The sequence below is a fragment of the Pseudomonas sp. MBLB4136 genome (assembly GCF_051904765.1).
In the GTDB taxonomy this organism is placed as follows: domain Bacteria; phylum Pseudomonadota; class Gammaproteobacteria; order Pseudomonadales; family Pseudomonadaceae; genus Aquipseudomonas.
In genome coordinates this window covers 1,432,946-1,455,041 of record NZ_CP196713.1, presented here as the reverse complement: position 1 = coordinate 1,455,041, position 22,096 = coordinate 1,432,946, and the positions used below count along the sequence as shown (strand labels likewise).

Here is a 22,096-nt window from a genome sequence, read left to right as displayed (position 1 = left end):
CAGCAACTCAACCAAGGCCCGACCGCCGGGCTCAATCGGTCGGTGCCACGGTCGGGCCACCCTCGGCCAGCCACTGCTCGATGCCACCGAACAGATAGCGGCAGCGCACGCCCCGTTCGGCGAGTTGCGCGGCGACGCCCTGGCTGACCTCGTGACCGTGCACGCAATACACCACCACCTCCTCCACCTCGCCAAGCTGCGCGCCCCAGGTGGCAACGGTCTCGGGCAAGCGGCGCACCGCGCCAGGAATCACCGCGGGGCTGGCCAGGAACGCCGGCTGGCGGCGCACATCGCAGAGCAGTGGCGGTTTGGCCGACGCCATCAGGGCCTGCAATTGCGCGACAGAGATGGCCTCAACCATGCGGGACTCCAAAAAAACAGGCAGCGCGCCTGAGCGCATTCACCTTAGGCATTCACCCTTCCTCCTCGACCGCGCCGCGGCGGCAGCGCCTGGTCACAGCCAGCCTAGTCCAGGCGTTGTACCGCTGCTGCGGGGCTGGGTTTATGATGCTTCTGCCCCCTTTGGACACAGGACGCCCATCATGCCCCTCGCCCAGCTGATCACCCCCGCGGCCCTGGCCGCTCGTCTCGATCAGACCGACCTGCTGATACTCGACTGCCGCTTCGCCCTCGACGACCCGGGCTACGGCCAGCGCAGCTATGCCGGCGGACATATTCCCGGCGCCTGCTTCGCCGACCTCGAGCAGGACCTGTCCGGCCCCGTGCACAAAGGCGTCACCGGGCGGCACCCGCTGCCGGCGCCGGACGCCCTGGTCGAGCGCCTGCGCCAGTGGGGCCTGAACCAGGACGACGAGGTGGTGCTGTATGACGACGGCCCCGGCGCGTTCGCCGCCCGCGCCTGGTGGCTGCTGGCCTGGCTGGGCAAGCGTGAGGGCGTCTACCTGCTCGACGGCGGGCTCAAGGCCTGGAGGACCGCCGGCCAGGCCCTTGGCCAGGAACAACCGAGCCGCCCCCGCGGCAATTTCCACGGGGAGCCGGATGCGCGCCTGCTGATCGGCGCCGCGCAGTTGCAGCAGCGTTTGGGCAGCCCCGAACTGACCCTGCTCGACGCCCGCGCGCTGCCGCGTTTTCGCGGCGAGGTGGAGCCGCTGGACCCGGTTGCCGGGCATATTCCCGGCGCCCGGTGCGCGACCTTCACCGACAACCTGGACAGCGATGGCCATTTCCTGGCGGTCGAACAGCTGCGCCAGCGCTTCGCCAGGGAACTGGGCGCACGCCCGGCCAGCGGACTGGTCGCCTACTGCGGCTCCGGCGTCACCGCCTGCCACAACCTGTTCGCTTTGTGCCTCGCCGGCTACCCGCTGGCGCCGCTGTATGCCGGCTCCTGGAGCGAGTGGATCACCGATCCGGCGCGGCCCGTGGCGAGCGGCGACTGAGCCTGCACGGGCGCGCGGAGGTCGAGGCAAGCAGGCTAGGCAATCTCTGCCGCCATCCGCGCCTCATTAAGCACGATGTGGAATATAGGCAATGAGCGAAAGCTGAAAACAATTTAAAAACAGCCCTTTACGGCTCAAAGGTCGCACTAGACTTGAACATGAGCGGCTAACCCCGCTCCCGGTGGGGCCTTTATCAGAACAAACAGAAGCTGCCATGCGCCCTGGCCCCACCGGCCACCTTCCGCGAGGGCTCTATGGGTATCGCCGCCTGCGAGTTGTGCCAGCACGTCATTCGCCCCACCCTGATCTACCTGGGGCGCCACTCCCCTGCCGCCGAAGCCCTTCTGCTGGGGGCCGCCGCCAGCCAATCCGGGCTTGGCAGCGCCCTCGACGACCGCCGCGGACATGGCCTGTACCGCATCGCCGAACAGCGCCACCAACGCCTGTGGGACCTGCACCTGGCCCGCGATCCGGATCTGGCCAGCCAGGTCCGCGGGCTGGCCAGCCAGCATGCCTTTCTCGCCGCCCCGCACCTGGAGCTGACCGTCAACCTGCGCTACGCCACCGCCATCGCCTGGCTGCTGATTGAGGCGGAAGACATCGTGCTGCCGGCGGCCAACGACCTGCTTGGCCTGGCGCTGATCTGGCGGCGGGTGTTTCATCCCCACGGCCAGCCCGGCGCATTCATCGCGGCCTGGCAACGCTGCGTCGGCAACCTCAGCCAGGTCGCCTGAGCCCACTCGTCCACAACCGCGACCTCACGCAGCGATTCCGCTCGCGCGATTGCGGTACACTCGCGCAGCGTCGACAACTACAAGAAAAGCCGCGTGGGACAGCCATGACGACACTTTGCACTGCCTTGCCAGACCAGTTGAACCTGTTGCTGGTGGACGATCACCGAATATTTCTCGACGGCCTGAGCCTGGCCCTCGCCCCGCTGTGCGCCGATCTGCGGGTGCAGGCGGCGTACAATGCCGCCGATGCGGAGGACTGCCTGAAACGGCAGGATTTCGACCTGATCCTGCTGGACCTGCGCCTGCCCGACCTGCCCGGGCTGGAGCTGCTGCAACGCTGGCAGCAGCAGGGGCGCATGACCCCGGTGGCGATCCTCAGCGCCAGCGATTCCAGCCTGGATGCCCAGGCCGCCCTGGCCGCCGGGGCCTTGGGCTTCATTCCGAAAAGCGCCGACGGCGACGACTTGCGCCAGGCGGTGACCCGCGTACTGCTCGGCGAGACACTTCCCGCCCCGGCCGCCGACAAGCCCCAACTCACCCCCCGCCAGCAGGAAATTCTCCTGCTGCTGGCCGACGGCCTGCCGAACAAGGCCATCAGCCGCCAGCTGGGGGTCGCCGAGGACACGGTCAAGACCCACCTGAAGGCGCTGTTCCAGGAACTCGAGGTGCACACCCGCACCGCCTGCGTCAGTGCGGCGCGCCAGCGCGGCTGGCTCTGAGCCTCGCCCAAGCGCTCGGCACGCCGGCGTTGCGCGCACACGCCGTAGGCGCTAGCTTTCCGTGCTGGCTGTGCGCTGCGCCTGGCTTGCCGAGGCGCCCGGCAGCAATACCGCCAGGGCCTGGCGCAGCCGCGCCGGCAGCAGGGGTTTGCCGAGCAGGGTGACGTGCGCGGGAATGCAGCGTTCCTGCAACTCGGGACTGATGTCGGCGCTGATCAGCAAGGCTGGCAGCATCCGCCCGGCTGCCTCGCGCACCCGCTCGATGGCCTGCAAGCCATCTTCCTCGGCGGCCAGACGGTAATCACTGATCAGCAGCTGGGGCTGGGCTTCGCCGACACAGCCGAGCGCCTCCGCCAGCCCGGCACAGGCCCATACCTCGCACCCCCAGCGCTGCAGCAGCCCGGCCAGGGCCTGGCGGCCCGGGCCGTTGTCCTCCAGCAGCAGAACGCGCCCCTGCATCGCCTGGGTTACAGGCGCCGGCGCCGGCGCCTCACCCGCCACAGCCAGCGGCACGCGCAAGCTGAAGCGCGCACCCTGCCCCGGACTGGAGTGCAGCTCCAGCGGGTGCTCCAGCAGCGTGGCCAGCTGCTGGACGATCGCCAGGCCCAGCCCCAGGCCCTGCTCGGCATTACGCCCCGGGTTATCCAGTTGGCGAAACTCCTCGAACACCTGGGCCTGCTCCTCCCGGGACAGGCCGCGGCCATCGTCGGCCACCTCCAGCAGCACGGCGCCGTCTTCCTCCCGCGCGGCGACCGTCACCAGCCGCGCCCGGGCGTGGCGCAGGGCGTTGACCAGCAGATTGCGCAGCACCCGCTCGAGCAGCAGCGGGTCGCTGCGCACCCAGAGGTCGGCGCAACGCAGTTGCAGGTCCACCCCTTGATCCCTGGCCTCATCCCGCGTCTCGCCACTCAGGCGCTCGAGCAGCGGGCGCAGGGGGAAGACTTCCGGCTTGACCGGCACGCCCCCCGGCAGGGTAAGGCGGCTGTAGTCCAGCAGTGACTGCAGCAGACGGCTGAGCTGTTCCACCGAGGTTGCCAGACGCCCACTGACCTGGCGAATGCCCGGCTCGTGACTCTGCTCGAGCAGGTGCTGGGCATACAGGCCCATGGCGTTGAGGGGCTGACGCAGGTCATGGCTGGCAGCGGCGAGCAGGCGCAGCTTGCGCCCATCGTCGGCGACCGCGCGCTGGCGCGCCAGGTCGAGCAGGCGCATGTTCAGCCAGGCGCTGCGCTGGCCATGCTCCTGCAGATAGGCGCCACCGCTGCCGATCAGGTTGGCGCATCCGAGAAACAGCCCCTGGAAGGCCAGCTGCGACCCCGCATCGGTGAGCAGCACGCCGAGCAGCAGGTACAGCAGGCAGAATCCCCAGGCCGCCAGGCTGATCGCGCGACACGACACGCCGAGCAGCACATAGCCGAACAGCAGGATCAGGAACAGGCCGTCATAGGGCATGGACTGCCCCAGGGCCTCGCTCAGGTAGATCAGCGCCACCACGCAGGCGGCATTCAGCGCGTAGGCGCCGGTGTAGGCGAGTTGGGTGCCGAACAGCGAACTCTGGGGACGGCGGCAGTAGAGGCAAGCCAGCAGGACGCCGGCGATACCCAGCAGGCGCAGCGGCAATATCGACAGACTCACGACTGGCGGCAGCAGGGCCAGGTCCAGGCCGACATAGACCAGCTGGAAGCCGATCGCGACGCCGCCGATCAGCCAGAGGCGACGCCTGATGCGCTGCACCCGGTGCTCGACGAAGCCCTGCTCCAGCGCCGCGACGAAACGCAAGCGGTTATGGCCGCGGCGCTGCTGCGCGAGCAGCAGGCGTTCCTCCTCCGGCAGGTTCATCGGCAGCGCCCGCGGCCTGCCGGCACGGAATCACGGCTGGGGGCTGGCGCCGTCCTGCTGTTTGGCGGCAATCGCGTCATAGGTGTCCACCCGGTGCAATTCTTCTGAGCTGAACAAGCGCTGACGCAGGCGCTGCTGCTCCCGCTGCTGGTCCGCCGCACTCAGGCCGTCGCCCTGCAGGCCGGCCAGCTCCTGGCGGTAAGCCCCATAGCGTTTCTGCCAGGCGCGCTCGTCGCGTTGTTCGGCGAGCACACGCTCGACCGTGGGCGGATCATAGGCCATGGCAAGCGCCTGGCGCACCTGTTCCTCACTGGCGCCCTCGCGCCATAGCCGGTCGCTCTCCTGTTGCTGGGCCAGGGCCCGCTGCTGGCGCTCCTCGCTGGCCCGCAGGGCCGCCGGCAACTGGTCGCGCAAGCGCGCCTGGGCCTCGGCCTTGGCCTGCTCACTCAGGTCTTCGCGCGCCAGCAGCGCCAGGTTGTCCAGGGTGTAGTGGGCGTAGGCTTCTTCGGCGCCGAACAGCGCCTCCACCGCCGCGGCGGAGAAGTGCGCACGGCGCAGTTGGGCCAGGTTGTCGAACGCCTGTTGCAGGGTCGCCAGCTGCGTCTGCGGCTGGCTCTGCTGCTGGGCGCTCAGCGGCTGCTGCATCAGCGCCAGGCTGGCGCGCTTGTAATCCAGGTAGTCACCCAGCAGGCCGATCAGCTGACCGAGCGCCGGCTCCTGCAAACGCCCAGAAGCATCTGCCAGCAGCGCCTCCACCGAGCGATCCAGGCCGACCTGATCGACGGCACTGAGGAAATAATCGAAGTAATCGCGCACGCCCAGCCCGAGCAGCAGGTTGCCGGCGCGATCGGTCTTGAGTTCACCATCGACCTCGGTGTCAGCCATGCTCGGCACCAGTGGCGGCTGCTGCAGTGGCTGCTGGCGGGCGACGCCGGGCAACGCCTGCGGCGCAACCGGGCTGAGCGCCGGTGCTTGCTGTTCGACCGCCGCGCCGACATGGGGCGTGGGCGGAGCAACCGGCCATTGCCAATAGAGGACAAGGCCGGCCAGCGCGACAATCAGGAAGAACAGCGGGGCGATGTAGCGCACAGGCAGCGGCATGCGGACTCCGGATGGCGGGCGGCCGCGGCCGCCCGCGATGGCTTGCGGGATCAGACGCCCTTGTTCTTCAGGCGGTTGGCGTGCTGGCGGTACAGCGACACCGGCTCCGTCCAGCCGCGAATGCCGAACAGGTGGTTGATCGCATCGACGTGGTTCATGCTGTAGCTGTCGCCAAGCACCTGGCCCAGGTAGGTGGAGCAGACGCCGACCAGGCCGTCGTTCTTCTCGCTGCCGAACACCAGGCCGGTGATGGCCAGGAACGGATCAACCACGTCGAGGACGTTGGTGTAGCTGGTGTTGCCGGTCCAGGAAAAGTAACGGATGTTGTTGCCGCGCACGTTGTGCACTTCGGTCGATTTGGCGCAGTAGCTGGCGTTGTTCACGCCCCAGGGGTGGCGGCTGTTGAGGGCGGCGGTGCCCGGAGTGGTCAGGGTGCCGAGCGCGGCCACGCCGTTCTGCGGATTGCTGCTGCCGGACAGCAGGTTGATCACCGAGCCGAGGGCCACGGCGATGGCATTGGCACCGCCTTCGATGAGGCCGTTCGCCGGGATCACCCCACGGATCACGTCGGCGACCTTGGAGCCCTTGTTGACACCGTTGATCGAGGTCACCGACGCCACCAGGTCGGGACGCAGCGAGGCGGCCACGCGGGAGGTCGGCGAGCCCTGGCTGTGGCCCATCAGGTTGACCTTGCCGCCGTTGGCGGTGGCCCATGGGACGATCTGCCGGGCCAGTTCGGCGCCGCGCTGCTCGCTGTCGTTGAGCGCCGCGACACTGGCGACATAGACCTTGGCCCCGTCGCGCTCGAGGTTCCAGGGAATGGTATGGAAGTAGTTGACCAGGCCACCGATGGTGTCGAAACCGGTGACACCGTGCACCAGCACGATCGGGTACTTGGTCTGGGTGTAGTTGGCCTGGGCCTCGACGGCTCCGGCCAGGGCCAGTGCGGCCAGGGTTGCAGTGAATGCGCGACGCATGGGTGCCTCCTTTATTTTTCTTGTGGGCACGCCGGGGGACTGCGTCCGGCGTGGCAAGAGTTTAAGAAGACGGGATAGCGGGTCTAATCGCCCAAACGGGTGAACGCAGCGCCAATGTGACGAACTGCACGCGCCGCGTGGCAGGCCCGGCCAACGGGCTATTGCCCTAGCAGGCGCCCAGGCCCAGTTGCAGGAATGCCAGGCCGCCCTGCTGCCAGCCCCACCAGACCAGGGCCAGCAGGCCGGCCCCGGCCAGGGCCAGGCCGGCGCTCAGCCAGTGCCGACTGCTCACGCCCCGGCTCCGGCGCCCTGCAGGCGCGCCACCGGTTGCTCGCGCACCGGCCAGTTCAATACCGCGGCCATCAGGCTCAGGGCAATCGCGATCTGCCAGACCAGCTCGTAGCTGCCGGTCTGGTCGTACAGGTAGCCGCCCAGCCAACCGCCGAGGAAGGCGCCGAGCTGATGGAAGAGAAAGACGATGCCGCCAAGCATCGACAGGTTACGCACGCCGAACAGGGTCGCCACCGTGCCATTGGTCAACGGCACGGTGGACAGCCACAGCAGGCCCATGGCGATGCCGAAGGCATAGGCGCTCCACACCGTCAGCGGCGCCATGACGAAGGCGGCGATGACCACCGCGCGGGCCAGGTACAGGGCGCTGAGCAGGCGCGGCTTGGACATGCGCCCCCCCAGCCAGCCGGCGATATAGGTGCCGAACACGTTGAACAGGCCGACCAGGGCCAGCACCGTGGTGCCGACCAGCGCCGGCAGATGCTGGTCGACCAGGTAGGCCGGCAGGTGCACGCCGATGAACACCACCTGGAAACCGCAGACGAAGAAGCCCAGGGACAGCAGCCAGAAGCCGGAATGGCCGGCGGCCTCGCGCAAGGCATCGGCCAGGGTCTGCTCGTGGCCGGCGCTAGGCAGCGGGTTGTCCTTGATCATCGCCGCCAGCGGTACGACCAAGGCCACCAGCAGGCCCAGGGCGAGCAGCGCCGCCGACCAGCCCAGCCAGCTGATCAGGCCGAGGCTGCCGGGCAGCATGGCGAACTGACCGAAGGAGCCCGCCGCCGCGGCGATGCCCATGGCCATGCTGCGCTTCTCGACCGGCACGGCGCGGCCGACCACGCCGAGCAGCACCGAGAAGGAGGTGCCGGACAGGCCGATGCCGATCAGCAGGCCGGCACTCAGCGACAGCGACCAGGCCGAATCGGACAGGCCCATCAGCACCAGGCCCAGGGCATAGAGCACGCCACTGACGACGATGGTGCGCTGGGCGCCGAAGCGATCAGCCAGGGCGCCGGTGAACGGCTGGGTCAGGCCCCAGATCAGGTTCTGCAGGGCGATGGCGAAGGCGAACACCTCGCGGCCCCAGCCGAATTCGGCGCTCATCGGCGCAAGGAACAGGCCGAAGCCGTGGCGGATGCCGAGTGACAGAGCGAGGATCAGGGACGCGCCCAGAAGAACCCAACCACTCGTGCGCCATACCGAAGTCATAAAAACAGTCCTTGCCGAGCCGTGACCCGGGTTATCGAGAAAATATCGGTCGAGCCGGCATCAGCCGGCGAGCAGCACCATCGGCGCTGCTCGCCGCGCTGCCTGAACCACGAATACTGGGTGACATTCAGGTCGATGGCTATACGCGCATCGTCGTAGGCCTCGCTCACGCCGCGACTGGCAAGGCGCGACGGAACGCAGGGCCAAGGGTGCGGCAGGTTGGCGACAGGTATATACCCCCAGCCCGCATCGCGGCAGCTACAGCTGCCCGCCAATGCGCCGCTACAGATTGCCCTCAGGGCTGGAGGTGCAGTGCCAGCGCCACCAGCACGCCACATTCGACCAGCTCCACCAGGGCACCGGCGGTATCCCCGGTGGTACCGCCCAGGCGTCGCAGCATGGCCCGGCGCAGGCCGAGGAACAGCCCGGCGGCCACCAGCAGGGCCAGCAGCGCCGGCCAGCCGAGCAGCAGCACCGCGGCCCCGTGCAGCGCCAGCACCCAGGGCAGCGCGCGGCGCGGCAGATGCTCGGCCAGGGCCTGCCCCAGGCCGCCGGCGCGCACGTAGGGCGTGCTCAGCCACAGCAGCGGCAACAGTCCCCGCCCCAGCCAGGGCGCCAGCACCAGCAAGCCGCCCTGCCCGGCCTCGAGCAGCGTCACCAGGGCGGCGAACTTGAGCAGCAGCACCAGCATCAGCACCACCACCGCCAGCGGCCCGCTGCGCGGGTCCTGCATGATCGCCAGGGTGCGCTCGCGGTCGCCCAGGCCACCGACCCAGGCGTCGGCGCTGTCGGCCAGGCCGTCGAGGTGCAGCGCGCCGCTCAGGCCGACCCAGAGCGCCAGCAACAGGGCCGCCTGCAGCAGCGCCGAGGTCCCGCCGAGGCCCGCGTGCGCCAGGAGCAACAGCCCGCCGATCAGCAGGCCGACCAGGGGATAGCAGAGCAGCGAGCGCCCGACCTCTACGGGCGTCGGCATGGCCGCCAGCCTCACGGGCAGACGGGTGAGAAACTGCAGGGCGATCAGCAGCGGGCTCATGGCAGCTCCCGCAACTGGCCGTCCGCCCGGCATTCCAGGCGAACGCGCTGGGCATGGCCCACGTTCACCTGCAGCAGGCCCTCGCGCGGCAGACCGCGGGCCCGCGCCAGCAACAGGCGCATGACCCCGCCATGGGTGATCAGCAGCAGGCGCTCGCCGGCGTATTGGGCATGCAAGCGCCCCAGGGCGGCCAGCACCCGCGCCTCGAAGGCCGGCAGCGGCTCGCCGGCCGGTGGGGTGAAGGCATAGGGATCGGCCCAGAAGCGGCCCAGGGCCTCGGCGTCGGACACCATCAACTCGGCGCTGCTGCGTCCCTCCCAGGCGCCGAAGTGCAGCTCCTGCAGATCGGGCTCCAGGTGCAGGGGCAGGTCACGCTGCGCCGCCAGCTCCTCGGCGAACCGGGCGCAGCGCTGCAGCGGCGAGCTGATCAGGCGATCCCAGGGACCGGCCTCCACCACGGCGGCGCGCAGCTGCGCCCAGCCCGCGGCTGTCAGCGCGTCGTCCAGGCTGCCGCGCAGTCCACCACCCCGCTCGGTCTCGCCATGGCGCAGCAACTCCAGCTGCAGGCTCATGCCGGCCGCTCCGCCACCGCCGCCTCGGCGAAGGTGGCCATCTCCTCGTGCAACCGGCAGGCCAGTTGCAGCAGTGGCACGGCCAGGGCCGCGCCGCTGCCCTCGCCCAGGCGCAGGCCCAGCTGCAGCAACGGCTCGGCCGCCAAGGCATCCAACACCCGGCGATGGCCGGGTTCGGCGCCACAGTGGGCGAACAGCAGCCAGTCGCGGCAAGCGGGATTCAGGCGCACCGCCAGCAGCGCCGCGACGCTGCAGATAAAGCCGTCGACCAGCGCCGGCACGCCCTGCTGGGCGCAGGCCAGATAGGCGCCGACCAGGGCGGCGATCTCGAAGCCGCCGAGGCGTTGCAGGGCCTCGAAAGGGCCGCGCAACGCCGGGCCGTGCAGGGCCAGGGCCGCCTCGATCACCCGCGCCTTGTGCGCCACGCCGTCGCCATCCAGGCCGGTGCCCGGGCCGACCAGTTCGGCAGCCGGACAGTCCAGCAGGCAGCAGGCCAGTGCCGTGGCGGCGGTGGTGTTGCCGATGCCCATCTCGCCACCGATAAACAGCTCGACGCCCAGCTGCTCGGCGCGCAACAGGCTGTCGCGCCCGGCCTGCAGGGCCAGCAACGTCTGCTCGGCGCTCATCGCCGGGCCGCGAAGAAAGCTCTGCGTGCCAGGGCCGAGGCGCTGCTGGCGCACCCCGGGCAGGTCGGCCCGAGGCGTGACAGTGCCCAGATCGAGCACCTCCAGGGTCGCGCCCAGCTGCCGGGCCAGCACGCTGATCGCCGCGCCGCCGCCGACGAAGTTGGCCAGCATCTGTCCGGTGACGGCCTGCGGGTAGGCCGATACGCCCTCCTCGACCACACCGTGGTCGCCGGCGAAGAGGCCGATGAACACCCGCTCGATGCACGGTCGCGGGCGGCCCTGCAAACCGGCGAGCCGGATCGCCACGCGCTCCAGCTGGCCGAGGGCGCCGACCGGCTTGGTCAGCTGCCGCTGGCGGGCCTCGGCCGCCTCCCGCGCCCGTGCATCCACGGGCCGGCATTCGGCCTGCCACCACTGGCGACTCATGGCATCTGCCCCTTGAGGATCATCGGCAAGCCGGCCACGGTGAAGGTCACCCGCTGGCAGCGCTCGGCCAGGGCCTGGTGCAGCCAGCCGGCCTCGTCGACATAGCGGCGGCTCAGCTCGCCCAAGGGCACCACGCCCAGCCCGGTCTCGTTGCTGACCAGGATGATGCGCCCCGGCAATTCGCCCAGGCACGCGAGCAGGGCGTCGCGCTCGGCACTCAGTCGCGCCGCATCGTCCAGCATCAGCAGGTTGCTCAGCCACAGGGTCAGGCAGTCAACCAACAGGCAGCGGCCCGTGTCCGCCTGCTCGCCCAGCACCCGCGCCAGCTCGACGGGCTCTTCGAGCAGCGCCCAGTGCGGCGGACGCCGCTCGCGGTGCTGGCGAATGCGCGCACTCATCTCGCCGTCCAGCGCCTGGCTGGTGGCGATATAGGTCACCGGCAAGCCGCTGTCGGCGGCCAGCTTCTCGGCCAGGCGGCTCTTGCCGGACCGGGCGCCACCGAGGATCAGTTCATGCATGGCCTCTCCGTAGGGTGCGCCGTGCGCACCGTTCATGTTTTCCTTGGTGCGCCTGGCGCACCCTACGCCCGCCCAGGGTGGACCGCGCTCCACCGTTGGCCGCTGCCTTGGTGGATGTAAAAGGCGACATCCACCCTACCGACTCCGTAGGGTGCGCTGTGCGCACCGTTAATCTGCCCTTTGGTGCGCCTGGGGCACCCTACTCCTACAGGCCGCACAGCTCGCGTAGCCTGGCGGTATCCAGGTGCGCCTCGACCAGATCGGCGAGGCGCTCGATATCGCGTTCGCGCAGGGCCCGGTAATCCACCGTCTGCACCTCGCGCAGGCCGGCCCAGCGCAGCAGCGCGCCACAGGCCGGGACGGACTCGAACAGGCCGTGCAGATAGGTGCCCATCACCTGGCCGTCGGCGCTCAGCGCGCCATCGCAACGGCCGTCGTCCAGCCGCACCGCGCCGTTCAGCCCGGTCCCCGTGCTGACCCCGGCATGGATCTCGTAGCCGGTCACGGCCGCGTCCTCCAGGCACAGGCGCCCCTGCACATTGCGCAGCTGCTTCTCAGCCTCCAGCACCGTGGCCAAGTCGAGCAGGCCGAAACCCTGGCTGCTGCCGGATGCCCCTTCCAGGCCATGGGGGTCGTCGATGAAGCGGCCGAGCATCTGCAGGCCACCGCAGATGCCCAGCAGCTTGCCGCCATAGCGCAGGTGCTTGTGAATGGCCGTCTCCCAGCCCTGCTCGCGGAGGAACGCCAGGTCGGCGCGCACGCTCTTGGAGCCGGGCAGGACGATCAGGTCGGCCGGCGGAATCGCCTGGCCCGGACCGACAAAGCACAGCTCGACCTGCGGGTGCAGGCGCAGCGGGTCGAAATCGGTGTGGTTGCTGATGCGCGGCAGCACCGGCACCACCACCCTGATCGACTCGCCGGCCTTGGCGCTCTGGCGGGTGTCGATGGCGTCCTCGGCCTCCAGGTGGAAATCCATCAGGTACGGCAGCACGCCGAGCACCGGTTTGCCGGTGCGCCGCTCCAGCCAGTCCAGGCCCGGCTGCAACAGGGCGATGTCGCCGCGAAAACGGTTGATCACGAAACCCTGGATGCGCGCCTGTTCCGACGGGCTGAGCAAGTCGAGGGTGCCGACCAGGTGGGCGAAAACTCCGCCCTTGTCGATATCGGCGATGAGGATCACCGGGCAGTCCACCGCCTCGGCGAAGCCCATGTTGGCGATATCACCGGCGCGCAGATTGATCTCCGCCGGCGAGCCCGCACCCTCCACCATCACCACCGGATAGGCGGCGCACAGGCGCGCGTGGGACGCCAGCACCGCCTGCATCGCCACCTGTTTGTAGTCATGGTAGGTCGCGGCCTCCATGCTGCTGATGGCGCGGCCGTGGATGATCACCTGGGCGCCGGTGTCGCTGTTGGGCTTGAGCAGCACCGGGTTCATGTCGCTGTGCGGCGCCAGGCCGGCGGCCTGGGCCTGCACCGCCTGGGCGCGGCCGATCTCGCCGCCGTCTTCAGTAACGGCGGAATTGAGCGCCATGTTCTGCGGCTTGAACGGCACCACCGCCACGCCCTGGCGCCTGAGCCAGCGGCACAGCGCGGTCACCAGGGTGCTCTTGCCGGCATCGGAGGTGGTGCCCTGGACCATCAATGTGGTCATGCCGAATGCTCCTTGAATGCCTGTAATGCCCGCTCCAAGCGGGCCCAGCCCGCTTCGTCCGCCGGCAGGCCGAAGCGCAAGCTCGGAGGGCTGGCGAACAGGCGGGTGAGAATGCCCTGGCGGGCAAGAAATTCGTGCAGTTGTGCCGCGCGCGCCTCGATGCACCAGTGGAACAGCGCGCAGCCGCCGCTGGGCGGCAGGCCGTGGGCGCCGAGCAAGGCGGCCAGCCGCTCACCATCGGCCAGCAGGCGCCGGCGCTGCAACTGCTGGCCGGGTCGATCCCGCAGCAGCAGCGTGGCCAGCGCCCGTGTCGGGCCGCTGACGGTCCAGGGCCCGAGCAGTTCGTCGAGGCGCTCCAGCAGGCACTGCTCGGCCAGGACGAAGCCCAGGCGGATACCGGCGAGACCGAAGAACTTGCCGAACGAACGCAGCACGATCAGCCCTGGCAGCTGGCTGTGGCCAGCCAGGCTGGACTGCGGCGTGCAGTCGACAAAGGCCTCGTCGACCACCAGCCAGCCACCGCGCGCGGCCAGACGCGCATGCCAGGCCAGCAGCTGCTCGGGGGCGAAGCGCCGGCCGCTGGGGTTGTTCGGGTTGACCAGCAGCAGCACGTCGAGCTGCTGCAACTGCGCATCGATCGCCTGATCGGCGAGGGTCAGCAGCTGATGGCCCTCGCGCTGCCAGGCTGCCGCGTGCTCGGCATAGGCCGGCGCGACGACGCCCACCCTGGATCGCCCGCGCAACCGCGGCAGGGCCTGGATCGCCGCCTGGGAACCAGCCACCGGCAGCACGGCTGGCGCCGCGTAATAATCGCGGGCCGCCGCCTGCAGGCCGTCGTCCGGTTCGGGCAGACGGGTCCAGGCCTGCAGCGGCAAAGTCGGGACCGACCAGCCATAGGGGGCGATGCCGGTAGACAGGTCCAGCCAGTCGCCCAGGGCGATACCATGACGCTGCGCCGCCGCGCGCAGCCGCCCGCCATGCTCAAGCACCGAACAGCCCCCACAGCAGCAACAGGGCCAGCCACAGCAGCACCCCGCCATGCACTAGGTTCAGCGCCCGCTCGATGTCCCGCGCCCGCGGCGGCGGGCCCTCGCCCAGCACCGGGCGCTCATGCAGCTCGCCGTGATACTGCGCCGCGCCGCCCAGGCCGATGCCCAGGGCGCCGGCGCCGGCAGCCATCACCGGGCCGGCGTTGGGGCTGTCCCACTGCGGCGCCTGGCGCCACCAGCACTGCAGGGCCATGCCGGTGCGCCCGAGCAGCGCATAGGTCAGCGCCACCAGCCGCGCCGGCAGGTAGTTGAGCCAATCGTCGACCTTCGCCGCGGCCCAGCCGAAGCGCTCGAAGCGCGCCGTGCGGTAGCCCCACATGGCGTCCAGGGTATTGCTCAGGCGATAGAGCACGACGCCCGGGGCGCCGGCGACGAGGAACCAGAACAGTGCGGCGAACACCGCATCCGAGCCGTTCTCCAGCACCGACTCGGTGCCGGCGCGGGCCACGCCCCTGGCATCCAGAACCGCGGTGTTGCGGCTGACCATCTGGCCAACCCGCTCGCGGGCCAGGGGCAGGTCGCCCAGGCGCAGGGCCTGGGCCACCGGCAGCGCGTGCTCGCCCAGGCTGCGCAGCCCCAGGGCGAGGTACAGGGCGAGGATTTCCACGGCCCAGCCGACTAGCGGCAGCTGGGCCAGCAACCCGGCCAGCAGGGTCAGCGGCAGCACCGCCAGGCACCAGGCGCTGACCCCGTGACTGCGCCAGCCGCGCCCGGCGGCGTTGAGCCGCTGTTCGATGCCTTCGGCCAGGCGGCCGAACGCCACCAGAGGGTGCCAGCGCTTGGGCTCCCCCAGCGCCATGTCCAGGGCGACACCGGCCAGGGTGGCGAGCAGCAGGCTCATGCGCCGGCCTCCACGCAGGCGCGAATCAGCGCATGCAACTGGCGCACGCCATCGCTCAGCGCCGCCGGGCCGGCCTGGAGGATGTCCGGCGACTTGATCTCGTGCAGCTGGTTATGCCGCACCGCCGGAATCGCCTGCCAGCCCGGCCGGGCGGCGACCTGCTGCGGGCGGAAGCGCTTGCCGCACCAGGAGCCGATGATCAGCTCCGGGGCACGGCGCACCACCTCCAGCGGGTCGGCGATGATCCGCTGCCGGGCGCTGTGGCAGCCAGCCAGCTCGGCGAAGCAATCCTCGCCGCCGGCCAGCTCGATCAGTTCGCTGACCCAGCCGATGCCGCTGATCAGCGGCTCGTTCCACTCCTCGAAATACACCCGCGGCCGCCGTGGCAGGCGCGCGGCGCTGGCGCGGATCGCCTCCAGGCCGGCCTGCAACTCGGCGATCAGCGCTTCGGCCCGCGCGTTGGCATGCACCAGGGCGCCGAGGGTCTCGATCATCCGATAGGTGCCGGCGATATCGCGCTGGTTGAACAGGTGCACCTCCAGGCCCCGGCGGGCCAGATCGGCGGCGATGTCTGCCTGCAGGTCGCAGTAGCCGAGCACCAGGTCGGGCTGCACTGCGAGGATCTTGTCGATCCGCGCGCTGCTGAAGCCGCTGACCTTGGGCTTTTCCTTGCGCGCCTGGGGCGGGCGCACGGTGAACCCGGAGATGCCGACGATGCGCGCCTGCTCGCCGAGCAGGTAGAGGGTCTCGCAGGTCTCGGTGGACAGGCAGACGATGCGTTGCGGGCCTTTCATGATTGTCCCCATTGATCCTGATACAGCAGTTCGCCCAGCGGCCGCGGCCGGGCCCAGCCCTGCTGGGCCAGCATCGGCTCCGTGTAGAAGGACGTCACCGGCCCCAGGCAGAGCACCGCCAGCGGCTTGCTGCCCGGCGGCATGGCCAGCAGTTCGGCCAAGGCAGCGGGCTCGAACAACGACACCCAGCCCATGCCCAGGCCCTCGGCGCGGGCGGCCAGCCAGAGATTCTGAATGGCGCAGGCCAGGGAGGCCAGGTCCATCTCCGGCAAGGTGCGCCGGCCGAACACATGGGCCTCGCGGCCGTCCATCAGCGCCACCACCAGCAATTCGGCACAGTCGCCGATGCCCTCGACCTTGAGCCGCATGAAGTCGTCGCCACGCTCGCCCAGGGCCGCCGCGGTGCGCAGGCGCTCGGCCTCCACCAGGGTCTGGATCGCCGCGCGCAGCTCGGGCCGGGTGATGCGGATAAAGCGCCAGGGCTGCATCAGGCCGACGCTGGGCGCCTGATGAGCCGCCTCCAGCAGCCGGGCCAGCAGCTCCGGCTCGACCCGCCCACCGGAAAAGTGACGCATGTCGCGACGCTCGGCGATGGCGCGGTAGACCGCCGCGCGCTCGGCGGGGCTGAAGGCCTGCGGGTTCATGGTCGGAACAGCTCCGCAGCAGCCAGCGGAGCGGAGGGCAGGTAGAAGTGGATGTAGGAGGCCGTCAGCCGACCCAGGCGATAGACCGCCTCGGCGGTGCGCTTGTAGTTCGGACACTCGCCACGGGCAAACGGCGCCACCTCGCAGCTGAGCGCCGAGTGATGGTAGGTGTGGCCGCGCAGGCGCCCGACGGGCATCTCGACTTCCTGTAGGGCCAGGGCGGTCAGCCGTGGCTGCAGGGTCGCCTCGCCCGCCAGCAGGCCGAGCATCCGCCCGCTGACGCCCTGCTTGTCGGTCAGCCGCTCGAGCAGGTAGAGCATGCCGCCGCATTCGGCGTGGATCGGCTTGCCGGCGGCGTGGTGGCTCCGAATCGCCTCGGCCATGGCCTGGTTGCCCTGCAACTCGGCCAGGTGCAGTTCGGGATAGCCGCCCGGCAGGTAGAGGCTGTCGACCGCCGGCAACTGGCTGTCGGCCAGCGGCGAGAAGAAGTGCAGCTCGGCGCCCAGCTCACGCAGCAGGTCCAGGTTGGCCTGGTAGAGAAAGGCGAAGGCGCTGTCCCGGGCCACGCCGATGCGCACCCCGGCCAGCAGCGGCTCGAGCGGGCGCGGCGCGGGGGCGGCGAAGGCCACCGGCGGCGGCAGGGCCACATCGGCGCTGGCCGCCAGGGCGTCGGCCGCGGCATCCAGGCGCGCATCCAGGTCGGCCAGCTCCTCGGCCTGGACCAGCCCCAGATGGCGGCTGGGCAGCTCGATCTCGGCGCTGCGCGGCAGGGCGCCGTACCAACGGATCGCCGCGGGCAAGGCGTCGCGCAGCATCTCGCCATGGCGCGCGCTGCCGACCCGGTTGCCGAGCACCCCGGAGAACGGCAAATCGGGCTGGAAGCTGGCCAGGCCATGGGCCAGGGCGCCGAAGGTCTGGGCCATGGCCGAGCCGTCGATCACCGCCATCACCGGCACGCCGAAGCGCCGCGCCAGGTCGGCCGCCGACGGGCTGCCATCGAACAGGCCCATCACCCCCTCGATCAGGATCAGGTCGGCCTCCCCGGCCGCCTGCCACAGCAGCCGGCGGCTCTCGGCCTCGCCGACCATCCACAGGTCCAGCTGGTACACCGGCAGGCCGCTGGCGCGGGCGAGGATCATCGGGTCGAGGAAATCCGGCCCGCACTTGAACACCCGCACCCGCTTGCCCTGGCGGCTGTGCAACCGCGCCAGGGCGGCGGTGACCGTGGTCTTGCCCTGCCCCGAGGCCGGCGCGGCGACCAACAGGGCCGGGCAGCTTCTAACGCTCATCGCGGCCTCCCTTCACCATCGTAGGGTGGATGGCGCCTTACCCATCCACCAACGACAACGGTGGATGAAAACGGCGTCATCCACCCTACGCAACTGCGGTCTCTGCATGCCTTGAGCGGGCTCATCAGAACTCCACGCCCTTCTGCGCCTTCACGCCAGCCTTGAAGGCGTGTTTGACCAGGCTCATCTCGGTGACGGTGTCCGCCGCCTCGATCATCCCCGGCAAGGCGCCCCGGCCGGTCACCACCACATGCTGCAGCAGCGGCCGCGCCTCGATATCGGCGAGCACCGGTTCCAGCTCCAGGTAGCCGTACTTCAGGGCGATGTTCAGTTCATCCAGCACGACCAGGCCGATGGCCGGATCGTTCAGCAGCTGCCGGGCGACCGCCCAGGCCTGTCGGGCCTTCTCGATGTCGCGCTGGCGGTCCTGGGTCTCCCAGGTAAAGCCCTCGCCCATCACGTGGTAGCTGACTTCCTCTGGGAAGCGGCGGAAGAAGCTCTCCTCGCCGGTGCTGGCGGCACCCTTGATGAACTGCACCACGCCGACCTTGATGCCGTGCCCCAGGGCCCGGGCGACCATGCCGAAGGCCGAGCTGCTCTTGCCCTTGCCGTTGCCGCTGTGCACCAGCAGCAGGCCGTACTCGTCCTGGGCCTGGGCGATCTTCTCGTCGATCAACGCCTTCTTGCGCGCCATGCGCGCCTTGTGCCGCGCGTCCCGCTCGACCGACTCGCTCATCCCTGCACCTCCGCGCGGCGCTGCGCCAATTGCCAGGAGCGGGCGCCGACGTAGAGCATCGCCGCCACACCGACATAGAGCGCCAGGGTGCCTAGGTAGCGCGGGTAATACTGGGCGATGCGCTCGGCCAGCAGGGCCAGGCTCGGCTCCGCATAACGCCCGGAGAAATAGAGGAAGCCGCCGCCGGAGAACAGGTAGGCGACCAGGGCGCCCAGCGCCACGGTCGCCGCCAGCAGCGCCAGGCTCTGCAGGCTGTCGCGGTGCCAGCCGGCGTACAGGCGGCCAGCCAGCCACAGCGAGCCGTAGGCCGGCACGAGCAGCCAGTAGGCCGGCGACATGCACCAGTCGCTGACCCCGGCCCACTGCATGGCGGCGAAATCGAGCAGGGAAGCCTCGATGAACAGCGCCGGGAACACCCAGCGCGGCGCGAGCAGCACGCCGGCGAGGAAGAACACCGCCCAGGAGGCGCTGGGCAGGTTGACCGAGGCAAAGTGATGGCCGCGGGTCATGGCCAGCAGCGCCGCCAGGGCGAGGCCGAGCAGCAGTTGCAGGGAGGGTGACAGCTTGGGCATGGGGGTTCTCCTGGTGAGGGCGCCGACGGGTCAGCCCGTCGGCGCCGGGGGGATTACAGCGCCTGGTAGCGCACCGTCAGGTAGACCGCCTGGCCGGGCTGGTTGAAGCCCTCGGCGGTCTCGTAGTCGGCGTCCAGCAGGTTGGCCACCCGGGCCTGCAGGCGCCATTCGGGGTCGATGCGGTATTCGCCGCGCAGGTCGAGGGTGGCAAAGCCGGACAGCGGCTTGTTGTTGGCCAGGTCGTCGAAGCGCTGGCCTTCGGCGTGCAGGCTGGCGCCGAGGCTGAAGGCGCCGAGGCGACGATCCAGGTCCAGGTTGAACAGCTGCTTGGCGCGGCGCGCCAGTTCGTTGCCGTCATTGGCCCCGGACGAGCGGTTCTCCGGCTCCAGCAGGGTGTAGTTGGCGTTCCAGTCCCAGCCGAGCAACCGGTTGCCGAGCACCAGCTCGACGCCGCGGATGCGCGCCTGGTCGACGTTGGCCGGCGCCTTGATGCTCGAGTCGTAGGCGATCAGGTCGTCGATCACCGTGCGGAAGGCGTTGAGCGACCAATGGCCCCAGCCATGCCGGCCGGCCAGGCCGACCTCCAGGCTCCGGGAGGTTTCCGCCTGCAGTTGCGGGTTGCCATAGCCGGGGTAGTACAGCTCGTTGAAGGTCGGTGCCTTGAACGCCGTGCCATAGCTGACAGTCGCCCGCAGCGCGTCGCTCAGGGCATAGCCATAGCCGAGGTTGCCGGTGTCGTGGCGGCCGAACTGCTGGTTGTCGTCGCGGCGCAGCGACAGCTGCCAGTCGTGCCGGCCGACCTCGCCGAGGTACTGGGCGAAGGCGCCCTTGTTGTCCCGGGAATCCTCGGCGTAGGCGGTGCTGCCGTTGACCTCGTCGTGCTGATGGTCGGCGCCCAGAGTCAGGGTATGGCCGCTCGCCAGGGCGAGGTCGTTCTGCCAGCTGGCGCTGTCGCGGCGACTGTCGAAACGCGAACTGAAACGGCCGTCGAGAAAGGCGTCGGACTTGTCTTCGCTGCGCCCGACCTGCAGGGTCACCTGCCAGGGCTCGAGCGGGGCGAAGCGCGCACGGGTGCCGAAGACGTTCGCCTCGCCATCGGCATGGGCGTGAAAGCCCGAGGTGCGCCTGCGATTGACCTGGTCGTAGTCGTTGTGCGACTTGGCCCGCAGCAGGTTGGCGTCCAGCTCCAGGCCGTTGGCGAAGCGGTAGCCGGTGCTGAGCGTGGCGGAGAGGTTACGGTAGCCGTCGGCATCGTCTTCGTAGCCGCTGGCGCCGATCGGCTTGACGTTGATGCCGTCGGTATCGATGCCGCTGACGCCCAGGCTGTACCAGCCGGCGCCGGCGCCGCCGGCAACCCCGGCGCTGCCGCTGTAGCTGTCGTGGGTGCCGTAACCGGCGGAGAAGAACGGCTTGGCAGCGCCGCTGCCGCCCTTGCGGGTGAAGATCTGGATCACCCCACCTATGGCTTCGGAGCCGTACAGGCTGGAGCGCGGCCCGCGCACCACCTCGATGCGCTCGATCAGCTCCAGGGGCAGGTCCTGCAGGGCCGTGCCGCCAGAGGTCACCGAGCCGACCTTGATGCCGTCGATCAGCACCAGCACATGGTCGGATTCGCTGCCGCGCATGAACAGCGAGGTGTTCTTGCCCGGCCCGCCGTTGTTGGCGAAGGACACGCCCGGCACGCGCTTGAGCAGCTCGGGCACCGAGGTCGCCTGGCTCTGCTCGATCTGCGCGCGGTCGAATACGGTTACCGCCGCCAGGCTCTGCTCGGCGGTCTGCGCCGTGCGGCTGGCGGTCACCAGTTGATCGTTCAACCGCGTCGGTTGGGCGGCTTGCGCCAGGGAAATACTGCTGATGCTGCACGCCAGCAGCGCTGCCGGCGTCAGAAGGGACTTGCTCATGCTCGATCTATGCTCCGTCGCACCCACCCGGGCGACTTAGGCTGAGAAAGGCATACGGAGCGCAAAGGACGGGCGAACGGCAGTCAGGCGCAGTCCACCCGCCCGACAACGCCCTCCGCGATGCCGTGGACTGCTACAGGCCGGTCTCCGGGCTCACGAGCGGCGATCCGACTTGCGGATCGCCCGCCAGCGTACCTTCCCATGCCGAGGCACAGTGGTTGAACAGCGCTGGTTTGACTCGTCTACCGTTGCGGGGGCAGCGTCGGAATGGTTGGCCCGGACAGGCCTAACGCACCGACTTCCCTGTTTCACCCCTCGGACGCGCAGCGTCGGGGGCACCTGAAGCAAGGCGCGCAGGGTAGAGAGTTGCCACGGCAACGTCAACGCCGCGCGCGCCTGTCGACCGCCGCCCTCCTGCCGCCTCACTGGCCGATCAGGATCAGCTTGCCGGTCTGCGGGTCGCGATAGACCTGGCCGACGCTCTCCAGCCCCTCGCCGCCCTGGCCCTTGAGGCTGTCGGGCAGGGCCGGCAGCTCGCGGCCTCGCTCGACCGGCAGCGGCTGCTGGCGCGCCTCGAGCCGGGCCAGCAGGTCGGTCTGCGCCACCAGGGCGGCGATCAGCCCGCAGGCGAACACCAGCACCACGTCGACCAGGTTGGCCAGCGGGCCGAGGGGGTCGTCGTCGCCCGCGGCGAAGCGGCTAGAGCGCCAGCGCCGGCTCATCGGCCCGCTCCTCGCCCGCCCAGGCCTCACACTGGTCCAGCAGTTCGTCGTACCAGCGGCGGCGCAGGCGCCCCAGGCCGAAGCCGAGCAGCCCGGCGAGCAGGCCGAACACCGTGGTGTCGAAGGCCACCCGCATGGCCACGCTGAGGATCTGCACATTGCCCTCGCCCAGGGCCGCCAGCCCGGGCCCCAGGGGGATCAGGGTGCCCATTAGGCCGAGCATGGGGCCGATGCGGGCGATCAGGTCGGCGCGGTCCAGGCGCCGGCGCGCCCGCCGCTCGATCTCCGCGACAGGCAAGACGCGCCAGCGGGCCAGGCCGCCGCAGCGCTCGCCGACGGCCACCCCGCAATCCCACACCGCCACGGCCAGCAGGGCGAACAGGCCGAGGGTGACCGGTTGCAGCAGCCAGCCGACCAGCAGGTGCAGCCAGGTGAATACTTGACTGTCGAACATC

General features: G+C 70.1%; 24 protein-coding genes and 1 riboswitch. Of the genes, 3 read left to right on the top strand and 21 right to left on the bottom strand.

The features are described 5' to 3' along the window. Nucleotides 1-31: 31 nt before the first annotated feature. Nucleotides 32-361: a rhodanese-like domain-containing protein gene (locus ACSX1D_RS06620; protein WP_439861504.1), complete on the bottom strand. Its 330-nt coding sequence runs from the start codon at nucleotides 359-361 to the stop codon at nucleotides 32-34. 181 nt (nucleotides 362-542) lie between these two features. On the opposite strand from ACSX1D_RS06620, the gene ACSX1D_RS06615 reads away from it, so the two are divergent. From ACSX1D_RS06615 to ACSX1D_RS06605, 3 genes are all read left to right on the top strand, one after another. Then, complete coding sequence (locus tag ACSX1D_RS06615) at nucleotides 543-1,397, top strand: sulfurtransferase (RefSeq protein ID WP_439861503.1); 855 nt, start codon at nucleotides 543-545, stop codon at nucleotides 1,395-1,397. 254 nt (nucleotides 1,398-1,651) lie between these two features. After that, nucleotides 1,652-2,131: a hypothetical protein gene (locus ACSX1D_RS06610; RefSeq protein ID WP_208709069.1), complete on the top strand. Its 480-nt coding sequence runs from the start codon at nucleotides 1,652-1,654 to the stop codon at nucleotides 2,129-2,131. A gap of 104 nt (nucleotides 2,132-2,235) precedes the next feature. Then, nucleotides 2,236-2,850, top strand: a complete 615-nt coding sequence (locus ACSX1D_RS06605; protein WP_439861502.1) for a response regulator — start codon at nucleotides 2,236-2,238, stop codon at nucleotides 2,848-2,850. Nucleotides 2,851-2,901: 51 nt separating this feature from the next. Here the strand turns inward: ACSX1D_RS06605 and ACSX1D_RS06600 are convergent, their stop codons facing one another. The 20 genes from ACSX1D_RS06600 to ACSX1D_RS06505 form a co-directional block, all read right to left on the bottom strand. Further along, entirely contained in the window at nucleotides 2,902-4,689 is a 1,788-nt protein-coding gene (locus tag ACSX1D_RS06600) for an ATP-binding response regulator (RefSeq protein ID WP_439861501.1), read from the bottom strand. A gap of 30 nt (nucleotides 4,690-4,719) precedes the next feature. After that, nucleotides 4,720-5,790, bottom strand: coding sequence for a lipase secretion chaperone (locus tag ACSX1D_RS06595; protein WP_439861500.1), 1,071 nt, complete (start codon nucleotides 5,788-5,790; stop codon nucleotides 4,720-4,722). A gap of 50 nt (nucleotides 5,791-5,840) precedes the next feature. Further along, on the bottom strand, nucleotides 5,841-6,767 hold the full coding sequence (locus ACSX1D_RS06590; protein ID WP_439861499.1) for an esterase/lipase family protein: 927 nt from the start codon (nucleotides 6,765-6,767) through the stop codon (nucleotides 5,841-5,843). Between the two features lie 166 nt (nucleotides 6,768-6,933). Further along, nucleotides 6,934-7,059 (bottom strand): hypothetical protein, encoded by a 126-nt coding sequence (locus ACSX1D_RS06585; protein ID WP_439862383.1) that lies wholly within the window; start codon nucleotides 7,057-7,059, stop codon nucleotides 6,934-6,936. After that, nucleotides 7,056-8,264, bottom strand: coding sequence for an MFS transporter (locus tag ACSX1D_RS06580; protein ID WP_439861498.1), 1,209 nt, complete (start codon nucleotides 8,262-8,264; stop codon nucleotides 7,056-7,058). Before ACSX1D_RS06580 ends, ACSX1D_RS06585 begins: the two co-directional genes overlap by 4 nt. A 295-nt stretch (nucleotides 8,265-8,559) precedes the next feature. Further along, nucleotides 8,560-9,297: an adenosylcobinamide-GDP ribazoletransferase gene (locus ACSX1D_RS06575; protein ID WP_439861497.1), complete on the bottom strand. Its 738-nt coding sequence runs from the start codon at nucleotides 9,295-9,297 to the stop codon at nucleotides 8,560-8,562. After that, nucleotides 9,294-9,869 (bottom strand): alpha-ribazole phosphatase family protein, encoded by a 576-nt coding sequence (gene cobC, locus ACSX1D_RS06570; RefSeq protein WP_439861496.1) that lies wholly within the window; start codon nucleotides 9,867-9,869, stop codon nucleotides 9,294-9,296. Before cobC ends, ACSX1D_RS06575 begins: the two co-directional genes overlap by 4 nt. Then, nucleotides 9,866-10,921: a nicotinate-nucleotide--dimethylbenzimidazole phosphoribosyltransferase gene (gene cobT / locus ACSX1D_RS06565; RefSeq protein WP_439861495.1), complete on the bottom strand. Its 1,056-nt coding sequence runs from the start codon at nucleotides 10,919-10,921 to the stop codon at nucleotides 9,866-9,868. Before cobT ends, cobC begins: the two co-directional genes overlap by 4 nt. Next, a complete protein-coding gene (gene cobU, locus ACSX1D_RS06560; protein ID WP_439861494.1) occupies nucleotides 10,918-11,439 on the bottom strand; it encodes a bifunctional adenosylcobinamide kinase/adenosylcobinamide-phosphate guanylyltransferase in 522 nt (173 codons plus the stop codon). Before cobU ends, cobT begins: the two co-directional genes overlap by 4 nt. 205 nt (nucleotides 11,440-11,644) lie before the next feature. Next, entirely contained in the window at nucleotides 11,645-13,093 is a 1,449-nt protein-coding gene (locus tag ACSX1D_RS06555) for a cobyric acid synthase (protein WP_439861493.1), read from the bottom strand. Next, nucleotides 13,090-14,082 (bottom strand): threonine-phosphate decarboxylase CobD, encoded by a 993-nt coding sequence (gene cobD / locus ACSX1D_RS06550; protein WP_439861492.1) that lies wholly within the window; start codon nucleotides 14,080-14,082, stop codon nucleotides 13,090-13,092. The genes ACSX1D_RS06555 and cobD overlap by 4 nt, the downstream gene beginning before the upstream one ends. After that, on the bottom strand, nucleotides 14,075-14,983 hold the full coding sequence (gene cbiB, locus ACSX1D_RS06545) for an adenosylcobinamide-phosphate synthase CbiB (protein ID WP_439861491.1): 909 nt from the start codon (nucleotides 14,981-14,983) through the stop codon (nucleotides 14,075-14,077). Before cbiB ends, cobD begins: the two co-directional genes overlap by 8 nt. Further along, nucleotides 14,980-15,777, bottom strand: a complete 798-nt coding sequence (locus tag ACSX1D_RS06540; protein ID WP_439861490.1) for a cobalamin-binding protein — start codon at nucleotides 15,775-15,777, stop codon at nucleotides 14,980-14,982. Before ACSX1D_RS06540 ends, cbiB begins: the two co-directional genes overlap by 4 nt. Continuing rightward, nucleotides 15,774-16,421 (bottom strand): 5,6-dimethylbenzimidazole synthase, encoded by a 648-nt coding sequence (gene bluB, locus ACSX1D_RS06535; RefSeq protein ID WP_439861489.1) that lies wholly within the window; start codon nucleotides 16,419-16,421, stop codon nucleotides 15,774-15,776. Before bluB ends, ACSX1D_RS06540 begins: the two co-directional genes overlap by 4 nt. Further along, nucleotides 16,418-17,710 (bottom strand): cobyrinate a,c-diamide synthase, encoded by a 1,293-nt coding sequence (locus tag ACSX1D_RS06530; RefSeq protein WP_439861488.1) that lies wholly within the window; start codon nucleotides 17,708-17,710, stop codon nucleotides 16,418-16,420. Before ACSX1D_RS06530 ends, bluB begins: the two co-directional genes overlap by 4 nt. Nucleotides 17,711-17,834: 124 nt before the next feature. Continuing rightward, on the bottom strand, nucleotides 17,835-18,446 hold the full coding sequence (gene cobO / locus ACSX1D_RS06525; RefSeq protein WP_439861487.1) for a cob(I)yrinic acid a,c-diamide adenosyltransferase: 612 nt from the start codon (nucleotides 18,444-18,446) through the stop codon (nucleotides 17,835-17,837). Beyond that, complete coding sequence (locus tag ACSX1D_RS06520; RefSeq protein WP_439861486.1) at nucleotides 18,443-19,018, bottom strand: hypothetical protein; 576 nt, start codon at nucleotides 19,016-19,018, stop codon at nucleotides 18,443-18,445. The genes cobO and ACSX1D_RS06520 overlap by 4 nt, the downstream gene beginning before the upstream one ends. Nucleotides 19,019-19,071: 53 nt before the next feature. Then, nucleotides 19,072-20,919 carry a TonB-dependent vitamin B12 receptor gene (gene btuB, locus ACSX1D_RS06515; protein ID WP_439861485.1) on the bottom strand — a complete coding sequence of 616 codons (1,848 nt, stop codon included), beginning with the start codon at nucleotides 20,917-20,919 and terminating at the stop codon, nucleotides 19,072-19,074. A 121-nt stretch (nucleotides 20,920-21,040) separates the two neighbouring features. Then, nucleotides 21,041-21,277: riboswitch (cobalamin riboswitch) on the bottom strand. Nucleotides 21,278-21,341: 64 nt separating this feature from the next. Further along, the gene (locus tag ACSX1D_RS06510; RefSeq protein WP_439861484.1) at nucleotides 21,342-21,641 is read right to left on the bottom strand and encodes a DUF2149 domain-containing protein; all 300 of its coding nucleotides are present in this window, start codon (nucleotides 21,639-21,641) and stop codon (nucleotides 21,342-21,344) included. Further along, the gene (locus ACSX1D_RS06505; RefSeq protein ID WP_439861483.1) at nucleotides 21,619-22,095 is read right to left on the bottom strand and encodes a MotA/TolQ/ExbB proton channel family protein; all 477 of its coding nucleotides are present in this window, start codon (nucleotides 22,093-22,095) and stop codon (nucleotides 21,619-21,621) included. Before ACSX1D_RS06505 ends, ACSX1D_RS06510 begins: the two co-directional genes overlap by 23 nt. Nucleotide 22,096: the final 1 nt, after the last annotated feature.